Source organism: Bacillus sp. JJ1773, assembly GCF_036962035.1.
GTDB lineage: Bacteria > Bacillota > Bacilli > Bacillales > Cytobacillaceae > Cytobacillus.
Genome location: NZ_JBALNX010000026.1, coordinates 23,971 through 38,456 on the forward strand (window position 1 = coordinate 23,971; position 14,486 = coordinate 38,456).

Below are 14,486 nucleotides of genomic sequence, written 5' to 3' on the forward strand. Positions count from 1 at the left end.
ACTTTTGGTCGTGCGATGTTTCGCTGCCGAGGCGTTCCTTGTCCTGTCGCACTGTCGACACTAGTACGTCCTGTACGTCGGGGTAGGCGCTCCTCCTAAAAGCTATCGCTTTTACTCGTGCGATGATTATGCTGCCGAAGTGTTCCTTGTGGAGCTAGACAAAAAAAATTAAGCATGCCAATTTTGGCATGCCTAATAGCGCTGCAAGGCGCATTTCATTAACCAACATTTACTGCAGAAGGTTTAAGAAGCTCCTGTGCAACATATTTTGTTAAATCGACAACTCTGCAAGAGTAGCCCCATTCATTGTCATACCATGCTAAAACCTTTACTTTATTCGTTCCAATGACCATTGTGGATAACCCATCAATGATAGCAGAATGCGGATTTGTGTTAAAGTCGATTGAAACTAATGGCTCATCAGTAATATCTAAAATACCGCTAAGAGCGCCTTCGGAAGCTTGTTCAAATGCTGCATTGACCTGATCAACAGTTACATCGGACTTAAGATCCACTACAAGGTCAACTAGAGAAACGTTTGGTGTTGGAACACGTAAAGCCATTCCATGAAGCTTGCCTTTTAAATGAGGAAGCACTAATGTTAACGCTTTAGCTGCACCTGTTGATGTTGGAATAATAGATTGTGCACAAGCACGGGCACGGCGTAAATCCTTATGTGGATTGTCTATATTGTTCTGGTCGTTCGTATAAGCATGAACCGTAGTCATTAGTCCATTTTCAATGCCAAATTGTTCGTCAAGTACTTTCGCAACCGGCGCTAAGCAGTTAGTTGTACAAGAAGCATTTGAAATAATATCATGCTCTGCAATGTTTAAAGCTTCTTCGTTCACACCCATTACAATTGTAACGTCTTCATTTTTTCCTGGAGCTGTTAATATAACCTTCTTAGCACCAGCTTCTAAATGAAGTGCTGCTTTATCACGAGAGTTAAATTTACCAGTTGCTTCAATGACAATATCAATATTTAATTCTTTCCAAGGAAGCTCCTGCGGGTTACGGTTGCTTAATAATTGTACACGCTTACCATTTACAATAAGAGCGCCGTCTTCCGGAATAACTTCCCCTTCAAATCGGCCATGATTTGTGTCATACTTAATTAAGTGTGCCAATGTTTCAGCTGGATAGCTTGCATTTACTGCAACCACATCAAGTTTATCATCAAGAATGGCTTTTCTAAATACCATTCGTCCAATTCTTCCAAAACCGTTAATTGCAATTTTCGCTTTCATTTTACGGCCCCTTCCGCATAAGTGTTATACTTTATATCGTATTCATATGTAATTAGTATAACATATTAGTAGACGTTTGTAATGATTAAAGTGTGGAAAATAAATGTTTTATAATTCTGATTAATCAACCTATTGCTCTTGATTAACAATTGCAAACAAAAAGAGCCCTTAAGGCTCCTACATAGCATTCCATTTTTTCAATATTTCTATAAGCTGCTGCTCTGTTTCCGCTATAGTACCATTATTATTTATAACTTCATCAGCAAGCTGAACCTTATCCTTAAGCGGCATTTGTGAGTTAATTCTTGCCATCGCCTCTTCTTTAGTGAGATGATTACGATTCATTAACCGTTCTAATTGAACATCTTCATCCACAAATACTAAAATGGTTTTGTCAACCATATAGGTCAGCTTGCTTTCGAATAATAACGGAATGTCGAGAATTACTAGTTTTTCACCGTCTGCAATGGCATTGTCTTTCTTCAACAACATTCTTTTTCTAACTGCAGGATGAACAATACTGTTAAGTTTCTGGCGCTGCTGTTCATCATGAAAAATGATAGATCCTAGTTTTCCTCTGTCAATCGACCCGTCTTCAAGCAGGACTTGATCCCCAAAATGGGCAATGATCTCATTATAGGCTTCTTCTCCATTTTCGACAGCTAAGCGTGCTTCTACATCTGCATCAATGACTAATGCTCCTTTTTCAATTAAGATGGAGGAAACTGTGCTCTTTCCACTTGCGATTCCTCCAGTCAGGCCAACAACTATAGACATCTCATTTCCCTTTCTTACGTTATATTTTCCAAATCCCAATTAGTATTAATAGTATCCCCGGTATAAAGGAAAATTTCTGTACCCAATCACTTTTGGAGAAAACGGACCCTACTTTTAGGCCCATATATACAAACAGTGAACTCATGACAGCCACTGTCAGAGCTAAATAATATGGGGAAAACCCCAGCATAGCTGCGCCAATCCCAGCACCGAATGCATCAAGGGATAGCGCAAGTCCAAGCATTAATGCTTCAATCCCTGTTATAGTGCCCGATTTATCAAAATCCGCAGACATTGGCTTTTGCAAAATTTGTATAACAACACCAAGCGATTTAATTTCAAAATTGACAATCGTTTTTTCATGGGGAAGTGCATCCTTGGACTTTCCTGAACGGAAAAATTGAATAAGCACCCACACTCCAAGGCAAATAAGAATGATTCCCCCAACACTTTCCGCGAAAGCAGGTGAAAAAAAGCCAATAATGAAGCGACCGATTGTCATGGCAATCACTAATGCGATTGCTGAACAGCAAGCGATGATTCCAATTGATTTCAATGGGATGCTCATTTTTCGTAATCCATAAGTTAATCCTACACTAAAGCTATCTAGACTAACAGCAAATGCTAGTAAAAAAAGTGATATTGTATGCATCATTTGGATAGGACTCCTCCCTCGTATCAACACGTAACCTGTTGCTACCTGTCAAACGCTAAGATAGTATATGGGAGAAGCCTATCCATTGTTATTGAAAAACTTTTTAAGCACTTGAGAACGAAAAACTCGCCTGAAATGGCGAGTTTAACATTATTTTTTTTGGCATGAAGGACAGAATACAGTTCCACGTCCGCCGGAAATAATTCTTTCAAGCTGACTGCCGCAAACTTTACAGTCTTCCCCTTTCCTGCCATAAACTAAAAGCTCGAGCTGAAACATACCAATTTGACCTTGGGAGTTAATGTACGAACGGATCGTACTTCCCCCTTTGTCAACAGCTTCAGACAATGTAGCTATTATTTCTTTATGAAGTCTTGTTAATTCAGAATTGGTTATAGTGTCAGCATGTCTCTCCGGATGGATCTGCGCCCGGAATAGTGCTTCATCAACATAAATATTACCGAGACCAACCACCACCTTTTGATCTAGGAGAACAGCTTTAATATTCCTTTTCGTCTTTGAAAGTTTCTCAGCTAATTCTTCCTTTGTAAAACCATCAGAAAAAGGTTCTGGACCTAATTGAGAAAGAGGAAGACGATTAAATTCTTCACCTTTTAAATATAGATGCATCGTACCAAATTTCCGTACATCCTTATAGCGAAGTTCTGTACCATCTGTGAAATGGAAAATAACATGAGTATGCTTATCCACTTCATCAGTCTGCTGAAAAAGCCCATATTTTCCTTCCATTCGCAAATGGGAAATGAGCGCAAAATCCTGAGTATAAAGAATAAGAAATTTTCCTCTTCTGCCGGTACCGGTAAACTTCTGCCCAACTAATGCATCTTTAAATTGCGATACTTCCTCAGGATGCTTTACAATTTTCGGCCAGAAAACTGAAACATGGTCAATCGTCTTGTTCATAATTAATTCATCCAACGTACGGCGGATCGTTTCCACCTCTGGCAATTCAGGCATCGAACCACCTCCTATTGTCTAGTTCCAGCACTTCCGCTTTTCTATTTCGCGTCAAACCATGTAGGCCCATAGGCGTAATCAACCTTTAATGGAACTTTTAATTGAATGGCATTTTCCATTACATCAGGGACGACTTTCTTTAACTGTTCAATTTCATCCTCTGGTGCTTCAAAGATTAATTCATCGTGAACCTGAAGCAAGAGCCGTGAATTCAGTTTTTCTTGTTTTAAACGATTGGCCATATCAATCATTGCCTTCTTAATAATGTCGGCAGCACTTCCTTGTATCGGTGTGTTCATCGCAGTGCGTTCTGCAAAGCTTCGGAGGTTAAAATTTCGGTTCGTAATTTCTGGCAAGTATCTCCTGCGATGCAGCAGAGTGGATACATAGCCTTTTTGTTTAGCATCATAAACAATATCTTCCATATATTGCTTAACACCTGGATAGCTCTCTAAATATCGATTAATGAATTGACCTGCTTCTTTTCGTGTAATTCCTAGACTTTGAGAGAGCCCATAATCACTAATGCCGTACACAATTCCAAAGTTAACTGCTTTTGCATGGCGGCGCATATTCGAAGTAACTTCATCTTCAGTTACATGAAAGACCTCCATTGCGGTCTTTGTATGAATATCCATATCTTGATTAAATGCATCAATCAGCTTCTCATCACCAGCAATATGAGCAAGTACTCTTAGCTCGATCTGCGAATAATCAGCAGCAAAGATCAGCCAGTTCTTTTCAGAAGGAATAAATGCTTGGCGAATTCTTCTCCCTTCCTCCAGTCGAATAGGGATATTCTGAAGATTAGGATCTGTTGAACTTAATCTTCCAGTTTGAGTAAGAGCCTGATTGAACCTTGTGTGAACCTTCTCATTTTCTTTATTCACAATTTTTAATAAGCCCTCAATATACGTAGACTGAAGCTTTGCAAGCTGGCGATAAAGGAGTATTTCCTTAATAATATCATGATCCTGCTCAAGCTTTTCAAGGACATCAGCAGAAGTTGAGTAACCTGTTTTTGTCTTTTTAAAGACAGGAAGACCTAATTTATCAAATAAAATAACTCCCAGCTGTTTAGGGGAATTAATATTAAATTTTTCTCCGGCTAATTCATGAATACGCCCTTCAATATCAACTAGCTTTGATAAAATCTCATCGCCCATTGCCTGTAAACGCTCAAGATCCATTTTAATCCCTGTCGATTCCATATCAGCTAAAATAAGAGAAAGCGGCAATTCTAGGTCATAGAATAATCCATCCTGCTGATTTTCTTTAAGCTCCTGATCCAGCTTATCGTTCAAAGATAGTAGGGCATCAGCCTTTCTAGATAGATGCTCCGCAAGCTTCCGCTCCTCAGGGATGATTCGCTTTGCACCTTTCCCATAAAAAGCATCATCTGATTGAATGGATGTATATCCATGTGTTTTTGCAACAGAACTCACATCTTCAATCGTTTCAGATGGATTGATTAAGTAGGCAGCAATAAGTAAGTCAAATGTAATCCCTGATAAATGGATTCCATGATGACGCAGGGAAACTTCAGATCTTTTTCCATCGTAGACGATTTTCTCTTTACTTTTGTCCTCAGCCCATTGTTTAAAAATCGGAGATGCGATAGCCTTCTCAGCTGAAATAAAGAATATTCCTTTTTCATTTCCTACCGAAAATCCAATAATATCAGCATAATGGTAATTATCTTCTAATATTTCTACATAAAAAGAATTTATGTCAGAAAAAATTTCCTCTGTTACCTCTTCAACGATCGTAAACTCTATTTCCTCTAAATCTTCTTCTTCAACACCGTCAAAGTCACCGAGCTTGTCTAATAAAGAGTTAAAGCCAAGCTCTTTATAGATTCTGATAACCTCGTCTTTTTCAAATCCTTCATATTCAATTTCATTTAGCTGTACGTCTACCGGGGCTTCTCTTGTAATCGTAGCGAGCTCTTTACTCATTATTGCCTGGTCTTTAAATTCCTCCAGCTTTTCCTGCAGTTTTTTCCCGCTTACTTTATCGATTGATTCTAGAAGGTTTTCCAATGTTCCATGCTCTTTTAATAATTTCAAAGCTGTTTTTTCCCCAACTCCCGGAACTCCAGGAATATTATCGGAGCTATCTCCCATTAATCCTTTCATATCGATAATTCTTTCTGGTGTGATTCCATACTTATCAGCAATATGAGCAGGGGTGTATTCCTCTATGTCAGTAATTCCTTTTCGGGTAATGGCTACTGTTGTTTTCTCTGAGCTTAGCTGGGTTAAGTCTTTGTCTCCTGAAATCACCTTTACTTCAAAGTCATCCTTCTCTGCCTGAAGTGAAAGTGTTCCGATAATATCATCTGCTTCAAAGTTCTCCAGTTCATATCTTGGAATCTGATAGGCATCCAGCAGCTCTCGAATGAACGGAAATTGCTCTGATAATTCGGGTGGCGTCTTTTGTCTTCCGCCCTTATATTCACTAAACGTCTTATGACGAAAGGTTGTTTTTCCTGCATCAAATGCAACAAGAATATGGGTTGGTTTTTCATCCTCCAGAATTTTTGATAACATCATCGTAAAGCCATAAACTGCATTTGTATGTATGCCTTTATCATTATTCAGCAGCGGCAAAGCAAAAAAAGCCCGATAAGCAATGCTATTTCCATCAATCAACACTAATTTTTTCTTCAAGTATATTCCACCTCTTTTTCACCATTAACATAGCATTCCATTAAAAAACCGTTATTTCCTTTCTTCATTTTACCATGAGCAAACGAAGAAAGAAAAATAACGGTTCTTAATCAATTTCGGCTCGGCGAAATTGCGCCCAGATTTTTATCGAGCTGGCTCGATAATTTCCCCTAAAAATCTGAGGCATCCGCCGGAGGCTTAACTTCATTCAGCCGGGGTTTGAATCCCCACTGAAATAGATACCTTTTTTCATTCTTCTCCAATTTATAGAAGTGGTAGATGAATGCTGAAAGAAGTTAATTAATTCGTGTAGCCCATTAATAGTCGGGCGTATGGTGAATCTGACGGCAGAACGATAACCGTTTCGCCATTAATAGTCTTTTTATAGGATTCTAATGTTCTGTATAAGGAGTAGAAGCTAGGATCCTTTGAAAATGCCTCATTATAAATTTTCGCAGCTCCTGATTCCCCATCAGCTCTAATTTCCTCTGCATCCGCCTGTGCTTTTGCCAATAGCTCTCTTACTTGTTTATCCGTATCGGCAATAATCCGATTTTTATTGGCATCCCCTTTAGATAAGTATTCCTGTGCTGTTGATTCACGTTCAGATATCATTCTCGTATATACAGACTGTTCGTTTTCAGCCGGTAGATCGGTACGTTTCATTCGCACATCTGTGACGACAATACCGTAATTATCCTTTGCCAGAAGCTCGTTTACCTTTTCCGTAATTCGATCATTTAATGACCCACGGGAGGATTTCTCATCATTAATAATCTCTTCGTAGTTTAGCTGCCCAAGCTCTGTACGTGTAGTGGAATAAATAAATTCCTCCATTCTTGTTTCAGCACTTTCAAGCGTTCTCGCATTGGCAATCATCTTCTTCGGATCTTCAATTCGCCAAACAGCATAGTTATCTATAATAATCCGCTTTTTATCTTTTGTATTAATTTCAGCTTCTGATACATCATACGTTAGCTGATATTTTGGCAGCGTAGAAACACTTTGGATAAATGGAATTTTATAGCTTAAGCCAGGCTCACTTTCAATTCTGACAACTTCACCAAATTGGCGAATCACTTTATACTCTCCCTCTTTTACAATAAAGAGGTTGCTGAGAATGATTCCAATTATAATTAGCAGAATTACTAAGAAAATACCACTTTTAATATAGTTTCGCCATTGGGTGTTTTTTCCGCCGCGCTCATTAATATTAATTACATTATTATCACTCATTGTTTATTTTCACTTCCTTCCTCTGTTTGTACAGGCTGTTCTTTCTCAAGAGGCCTGATTGGGAAGTATTTCAATGTGTTTCCATCATCGTTCATAATATAAATTTCTGCATCTGGAAGAACCTGTTCAAGTGTTTCAATAACAAGTCGTTCTCTAGTAATGTCTGGATTATTCTTATATTCTGCGTAAATTTTATTGAAAACAGCTACATCCCCTCTTGCTCTTTCAAGTCGTGCTGCTTTTTCCCCTTCAGCTTTATAGATTAGTGCATCCTTCTCACCTTGTGCTTCATTCATTCTTTTATTTACATACTTTTTTGCTTCGTTTTCTTTAGTATTGGCAGTTTCTCTGGCATCCGTCACATTTGTAAATGCCTTCCGAACTTCATCATTCGGAAGCTCTACATCTTGAAGCTTTACAGCCAAAATGGATAAACCAATATCATATTTTTCAATTAAAGAGCTTAATAAATCCCTTACATCGGCTTCAATTTTTGCCTTCCCAGATGTTAAAGCATCATCAATTTTGGAGTTTCCAATAATACTTCTTAAAGAAGCCGAGGTAGCATCATATAGAATTTCTTCGGGATTACTAGAATTGTATAGGAATTTTTCTGGATCGGTAATTTTCCACTGCACTACAAGATCAGCGAGGACGATGTTTTCATCCCCTGTAATCATTTTTGTCTCTTCTGGAAAGTCCTTCATTTGGCCGTCTTTTTCTTCAAATCCAAATTGAAGACTGAATGTTTCTTTTGAAACTTTCTCTACGCTTTGAATTGGCCATGGCAATTTGAAATGGAGACCTGGTTCTGTAATTCCTTCCTCAACCTTTCCAAAAGTTAAAATCACAGCCTGATCAGATTCATCCACCGTATACCAAGTAGTCAAGGCGGTGATGCCCAAAATAATAATTAGCAGTACAAGGCCAGTTACTGTATATATTCTTTTTAAGCTGACCATACTCTCTCCCCTTCCTGTTACAGGTTCTTTACAATTAATACGTTTCATTAGCCTAAAGGTTTCATAAAATTGCAAAAAAGACGAAAGCGGGGTTTGCTTTCGTCTTTTTCATTTTCCTTTGGATGAAGGGGTTCTTCATACATGATTCTATCAAGCAATTATTAAGCTAACATTTGCTAATTGTTAAGAACATGTAAAATAACCATTCACTTCATCCATCAGTAGCCTTTAGGAAGATTTTTATTCAGTTCAATAAAAAAGGTTGTCCCTTCCCCTATCTTACTTTCAACCGAAACATTTCCTTTATGCGCTTCGACTAAATGCTTGACGATAGCTAACCCTAAGCCTGTTCCGCCGGAATTTCGGCTACGGGCTTTATCTACACGATAGAATCGCTCAAATATTCGAGGGATTTCTTCCTTCGAAATTCCGATACCTGTGTCCGCTACTTTAATGAAAACCTTCGATTGAGATTCTTTTAATGATATTGAAACACTTCCGCCATTTGGCGTATAAGTAACAGCATTATTGATTAAATTCAAGAAAATTTGTTTGAGCCGGTCTGCATCACCCTCGATGAGGATTGGATCATTTTCTTTCTCGATCATTAAGCTAATTTCTCTTTCTGCAGCTTTTTGGTCTAAAATCGCTATTACTTCTTCAAGAGTATCTGCAATATTGTATGACTGAATAGACAGATTAAAATTTTGCTGCTCAATCTTCGATAAATCTAATAAATCGTGAACAAGAGACTGTAGTCGGTCGCTCTCCTGCAGAATAATTTTCAAAAACGCTTCTAAAGATTGTTTATCCTCCATTGCTCCATCTAAAAGTGTTTCCGAAAAACCTTTAATCGATGTAATGGGTGTTTTCAATTCATGTGAAACATTTGCAACAAAGTCCTTCCTCACTTGCTCAAGCTTCTTAATATCTGTAATATCATGAAAAACTAAAAGGACACCCTTCCACACATCATTCGTTCCGATAATTGGCACTCCATAAACCTCAAAATGCCTCCGTCCACTTCCTAATGGAATAATAATTTGCTTCTTTACTTTCTCTTCAGTCATAAATATTTCTTCTATAAGAGAAACAATTTCGCCATACTCTATTACTTCATAATAAAGCTTATTCATATACTCAATGGGATTTACATTAAAAATTTCTTTATATGTACGGTTAAGCATACTGATAAATCCTTTGCTATCAATCAATATCAATCCGCTTCCCATATTTTCTATAAGAGCTGAAAGCCGGTCCTGCTGCATTTCTTGAGTTTTTCTCATATCTTGCAAATTTCTTGCCAGCACATTAATCGATGCACTTAGCATACCGGTTTCGTTATTATGGTCTTCATAAGTACGAGCACGGTAATTCCCCTTCGCTAGCTCAATCGCTGTTTTCGTTGCGGCCTCAATAGGTTTTGTATATCTTGTTGTCATTCTTGATCCTAATAATAATATGACAATAAATGAAATGCTCAGAATGATCGTTAACAGCTTCCATATCTGTTTATAAGCATTATTTATTTCAGTCATATGGGTACTTAGAAAAATATAGCCTTCTTTTTTGCCTGATAGCGAGACTGGATGCCAATAATAATGTAAATCGTACACTCCAGTATCTTTAATTAAGTGATGGCTCATATCCTTATAAGCAATCATTTCATGAATAATCGATTGATGCTTTTGATTACTCAAATAATCCTTTAATGGGTCGCTATCATGAATGATTGCACCAGACATATCAACAACAGTTACTCGTGCATCAAGCATTTTGCTGTAATTATTGATTTCTTCCTTATTAATCGATTGAATACCGCCTTCATCTTCAATAAAGTTCGATAACAATACACTTTCCTTTTTCAGCCGCTCATCAAAAGCATTCAAGTAATAGCTTTTAAAAAGCTGTCCTAATAGGACACCAAGTCCAATTAATACAGCAAATATTAATGTAATTAAACCAAACAGAAGCCGTGAGCGAAATTTGGCCATTCTCATTTAGGCTCCTCAAGCTTATATCCTAATCCGCGAATAGTTTTGATATAAATGGGCTTTTTCGTATCAGCCTCGATCTTTTCTCTTAAATGACTTATATGGACATCCACAATCCGAGTGTCCCCAGCAAAGTCATAGTTCCATACCGCGCTTAATAGCTGATCTCTTGTTAATACACGTCCCTTATTCTTCGCTAAATATAAGAGGAGTTCAAATTCCTTCGGAGTTAATTCAAGTAGCTCATCTTCAAAATAGGCTTCATATTGATCAGGGAAAATCTTTAAGCCTACAATTTGGATATACTCTAATTCATCTGCAGCATCTTCCATAGCCTCTGACAACATCTGCGTCCTTCTCAAAATAGCCTTGACCCTAGCTACAACTTCTCTCGGACTAAAGGGCTTTGTCATATAATCATCTGCCCCTAACTCCAGCCCTAAAACTTTATCAAATTCATCATCCTTAGCAGTCAGCATTAAAATGGGTGTCATGACCTTTTCTTGGCGAAGTTCCTTACATACCTCAATCCCATCCATTTTTGGAAGCATAAGATCAAGTACAATTAAATCAGTCTTTTCTGAGATGGCAAGATTCTTTCCTGTTTCTCCATCCATGGCAGTGATGACTTCATACCCTGCCTGTTTAAGATTGTACTCCAATAAAGTGAGAATGGACTGTTCATCATCAACTACTAATATTTTCTTACCCATGCTAACCTCCGTTTAAATCGGTATTCCCCTTAAATAACGTGATAAAAACCCCTTACCTCATCCTATTACTAATATATACTGACAGCGAAAATGTAACAAGAGTGACAAACATTTCAATATTCTGAGGAAAAGAAAAAGACATACGTCTACCATATGTCTTTTCGAAGAATCATTAGAAATTTTCAAGTGTGTCGCCGTCCATTGCTTGAATACGATGAGGCGGGCATACAAGTAATGTTCCATTAATGACCATTTCATCATCTTCATTTGTGCCTTGTACCTTAATTTGAATGGTATGACTGCTTTTACTAACTTCCGTGACCTCAAAAAGAAACTGGATAGTTCCATAGTGAAAAACAGGTTTAACATAATCAATTTCTTGCTTTAATATATGAGATCCCGGGCCAGGCAAATATTTAGAAATGGCTGAATTTATGATGCCATTCAACATAATGCTTGGAACAATTGGCTTTTTATATGGTGTTTGTGATGCATAGTCATGCTGAATATAAAGTGGGTTAGCGTCATTCGTAAGACCTAAATAGAGGAGTAAATCCTTATCCTCAATTTTTTCTGTTAAGGTTAATTTTTCCCCTACATTTATTTCTGCAATTTTCCTTCCAAGTTTTCGCTTTTTCCCAAGTAACAATTTTGGGCACCTCCATCTTTATGTAAACGTTTCCAACTATTTATCTGATTACTGTTAAATTATTTTGTTTATTAAAACATTATACCACCTTTATCCATCATGATAAAGTTCCAATAGGAGGGCCAAATTTTTAGTTTTTAAAAAATTCGGAGGGCATCCCTCCGAATTTTTCATTGTATGATTATGCCAAAACATCCATCACGCTGCGTACAGCTTCAGCAGACTTATCAAGCGCTGACTTTTCATCTGCAGTAAGCTCAAGCTCGATTACTTTCTCAATTCCGTTAGCTCCAAGGATAGTCGGTACTCCTAGGTAGATTCCTTCATAACCATACTCACCCTCCAGGTAAGCAATTGACGGAAGAACACGACGCTGGTCTTTAAGTATAGCTTCACACATTTCAACAAGAGAAGCTGCAGGTGCATAATAAGCACTGCCATTACCAAGAAGATTAACGATTTCTCCGCCGCCTTTACGAGTACGTTCTACAATCGCATCTAAACGGTCTTGTGGAATTAATGTTTCTAGAGGGATTCCTCCAGCATAAGAATAACGCACTAATGGAACCATATCGTCTCCATGTCCGCCAAGAACAAAACCAGTAATATCTTTAACGGAAAGATTTAACTCTTGTGCAATAAACGTGCGGAAACGAGCTGTATCAAGAACACCTGATTGCCCGATTACACGATTTTTAGGGAAACCTGTTTCTTTAAAAATGGTATAAGTCATTGCATCTACAGGGTTTGTTAACACAACTATAAAGCTGTTAGGCGAGTATTTCACAATTTCCTGTGCTACACTCTTCATAATCTTTTGGTTTGTTTGTACTAAATCATCCCTGCTCATTCCTGGCTTACGTGCAATACCAGCTGTTACTACAACGATATCAGTATCAGCTGTTTCTTCATAGTTTGAAGTTCCAGTAATATTTGCATCAAAGCCTTGAACTGGACTTGCTTCAAGCATGTCTAAAGCTTTACCTTTTGTAGGGTTTTCCATTTGTGGAATATCAACTAATACTACATCTCCAAGCTCTTTTTGGGCAAGTAAAAATGCAGTTGTTGCCCCAGTAAATCCACTGCCAATTACGGAAATCTTTTTGCGTTTTAAAGACATTAGAGTTCCTCCCTTGGAATGTTCAGGTATTTTAAATATGTAAAAAGGAGGCTGCAACTAGACGGGACCAAGTGCTTATTAGCCTTTGAACCTTCATGAACAGCCTCCATTATATATATATTACTCCATATTTTTAATTAATTCATCCCCAAATTCAGAACATTTAACTTCTGTTGCACCTTCCATTAAGCGAGCAAAATCGTAAGTAACAACTTTAGATTCAATAGTCTTTTCCATTGATTTTACGATCATATTTGCTGCTTCGTTCCATCCTAAGTGTTCTAACATTAATACACCAGACAGAATAACAGATGAAGGATTCACTTTGTCTAAGCCCGCATACTTGGGAGCAGTTCCGTGTGTTGCTTCGAAGATGGCGTGTCCAGTTACATAGTTAATGTTTGCTCCTGGAGCGATTCCAATGCCCCCAACTTGAGCAGCAAGTGCATCAGAAATATAATCACCATTTAGGTTCATTGTCGCAACTACATCAAATTCTTTTGGTCGTGTAAGGATTTGCTGTAAGAAAATGTCAGCGATAGCATCTTTAACGATAATCTTACCAGCAGCTTCTGCATCTGCCTGAGCTTTGTTAGCAGCTTCAGTGCCTTCAGCATCCTTAATACGATCATATTGAGCCCAAGTGAATACTTTATCCCCGTATTCTCTTTCAGCAAGCTCATAACCCCAGTTTTTAAAGGCACCTTCAGTAAATTTCATAATATTACCTTTATGTACTAGCGTTAATGATTTACGTCCCTCTTTAATAGCATACTCAATTGCAGCACGCACTAAACGGCTCGTTCCTTCTTCAGAAACTGGTTTAATTCCAATTCCAGATGTCTCAGGGAAACGGATTTTATTTACTCCTAGTTCATTTTGAAGGAAGGAAACTAATTTCTTTACTTCATCTGAACCATTTGCGTATTCAATTCCCGCATAGATATCTTCAGTATTTTCACGGAAGATTACCATATCTGTGTCTTGTGGGCGTTTAACAGGTGAAGGAACACCTTCAAACCAGCGAACTGGACGCAAGCATACGAAAAGGTCTAATTCTTGGCGCAGCGCTACGTTTAAGGAACGGATACCTCCGCCAATTGGAGTCGTTAATGGACCTTTAATTGCAATTAAATAATCGTTAATGACATCTAGAGTTTCAGATGGAAGCCATTCGCCTGTTTGATTAAAAGCCTTTTCTCCCGCTAATACTTCTTTCCAGACAATTTTACGCTCGCCATTATATGCTTTCTCCACAGCAGCGTCTAATACTCTTGAAGATGAAGCCCAAATGTCTGGACCTGTTCCATCTCCTTCGATAAAAGGAACTACTGGATTATTTGGTACATTTAATACACCATTACTTACCGTGATTTTTTCACCTTGCATGATTATTCCCTCCATTTTTTGAAAAGCATTGACATATCCCTATGGCAATTCACAATCTAGGGTGTCAAACCTATCTATCAGAATCAAAGGT

Annotated in this window: 12 protein-coding genes; all 12 read right to left on the reverse strand. The window is 38.0% G+C overall.

Annotation, left to right across the window (positions count from 1 at the left end; genetic code table 11):
- Positions 1 to 218 precede the first annotated feature (218 nt).
- The 12 genes from V7127_RS05880 to icd all read right to left on the reverse strand — a co-directional run bounded on the left by V7127_RS05880 (position 219) and on the right by icd (position 14,398).
- On the reverse strand, positions 219 to 1,250 hold the full coding sequence (locus tag V7127_RS05880; protein ID WP_335343847.1) for a glyceraldehyde-3-phosphate dehydrogenase: 1,032 nt from the start codon (positions 1,248 to 1,250) through the stop codon (positions 219 to 221).
- Between the two features lie 177 nt (positions 1,251 to 1,427).
- Positions 1,428 to 2,027, reverse strand: coding sequence for a dephospho-CoA kinase (gene coaE, locus V7127_RS05885; protein ID WP_335484299.1), 600 nt, complete (start codon positions 2,025 to 2,027; stop codon positions 1,428 to 1,430).
- A 19-nt stretch (positions 2,028 to 2,046) separates the two neighbouring features.
- On the reverse strand, positions 2,047 to 2,682 hold the full coding sequence (gene ytaF / locus V7127_RS05890) for a sporulation membrane protein YtaF (RefSeq protein ID WP_335343849.1): 636 nt from the start codon (positions 2,680 to 2,682) through the stop codon (positions 2,047 to 2,049).
- 150 nt (positions 2,683 to 2,832) lie between these two features.
- Positions 2,833 to 3,660 (reverse strand): DNA-formamidopyrimidine glycosylase, encoded by an 828-nt coding sequence (gene mutM, locus V7127_RS05895; RefSeq protein ID WP_335343850.1) that lies wholly within the window; start codon positions 3,658 to 3,660, stop codon positions 2,833 to 2,835.
- Positions 3,661 to 3,701: 41 nt separating this feature from the next.
- On the reverse strand, positions 3,702 to 6,332 hold the full coding sequence (polA, locus tag V7127_RS05900; protein WP_335343851.1) for a DNA polymerase I: 2,631 nt from the start codon (positions 6,330 to 6,332) through the stop codon (positions 3,702 to 3,704).
- Between the two features lie 300 nt (positions 6,333 to 6,632).
- Positions 6,633 to 7,568: a protease modulator HflC gene (gene hflC, locus V7127_RS05905; RefSeq protein WP_335343852.1), complete on the reverse strand. Its 936-nt coding sequence runs from the start codon at positions 7,566 to 7,568 to the stop codon at positions 6,633 to 6,635.
- A complete protein-coding gene (gene hflK, locus V7127_RS05910; protein ID WP_335343853.1) occupies positions 7,565 to 8,530 on the reverse strand; it encodes an FtsH protease activity modulator HflK in 966 nt (321 codons plus the stop codon). Before hflK ends, hflC begins: the two co-directional genes overlap by 4 nt.
- 218 nt (positions 8,531 to 8,748) lie before the next feature.
- The gene (gene pnpS, locus V7127_RS05915) at positions 8,749 to 10,524 is read right to left on the reverse strand and encodes a two-component system histidine kinase PnpS (protein WP_335343854.1); all 1,776 of its coding nucleotides are present in this window, start codon (positions 10,522 to 10,524) and stop codon (positions 8,749 to 8,751) included.
- 2 nt (positions 10,525 to 10,526) lie between these two features.
- Positions 10,527 to 11,237, reverse strand: a complete 711-nt coding sequence (locus tag V7127_RS05920; protein WP_335343855.1) for a response regulator transcription factor — start codon at positions 11,235 to 11,237, stop codon at positions 10,527 to 10,529.
- 172 nt (positions 11,238 to 11,409) lie between these two features.
- Positions 11,410 to 11,886, reverse strand: a complete 477-nt coding sequence (locus V7127_RS05925) for a MaoC/PaaZ C-terminal domain-containing protein (RefSeq protein ID WP_335343856.1) — start codon at positions 11,884 to 11,886, stop codon at positions 11,410 to 11,412.
- 181 nt (positions 11,887 to 12,067) lie between these two features.
- Positions 12,068 to 13,006, reverse strand: coding sequence for a malate dehydrogenase (gene mdh / locus V7127_RS05930; RefSeq protein WP_335343857.1), 939 nt, complete (start codon positions 13,004 to 13,006; stop codon positions 12,068 to 12,070).
- Positions 13,007 to 13,126: 120 nt separating this feature from the next.
- Positions 13,127 to 14,398, reverse strand: coding sequence for an NADP-dependent isocitrate dehydrogenase (gene icd, locus V7127_RS05935; protein WP_335343868.1), 1,272 nt, complete (start codon positions 14,396 to 14,398; stop codon positions 13,127 to 13,129).
- Positions 14,399 to 14,486: the final 88 nt, after the last annotated feature.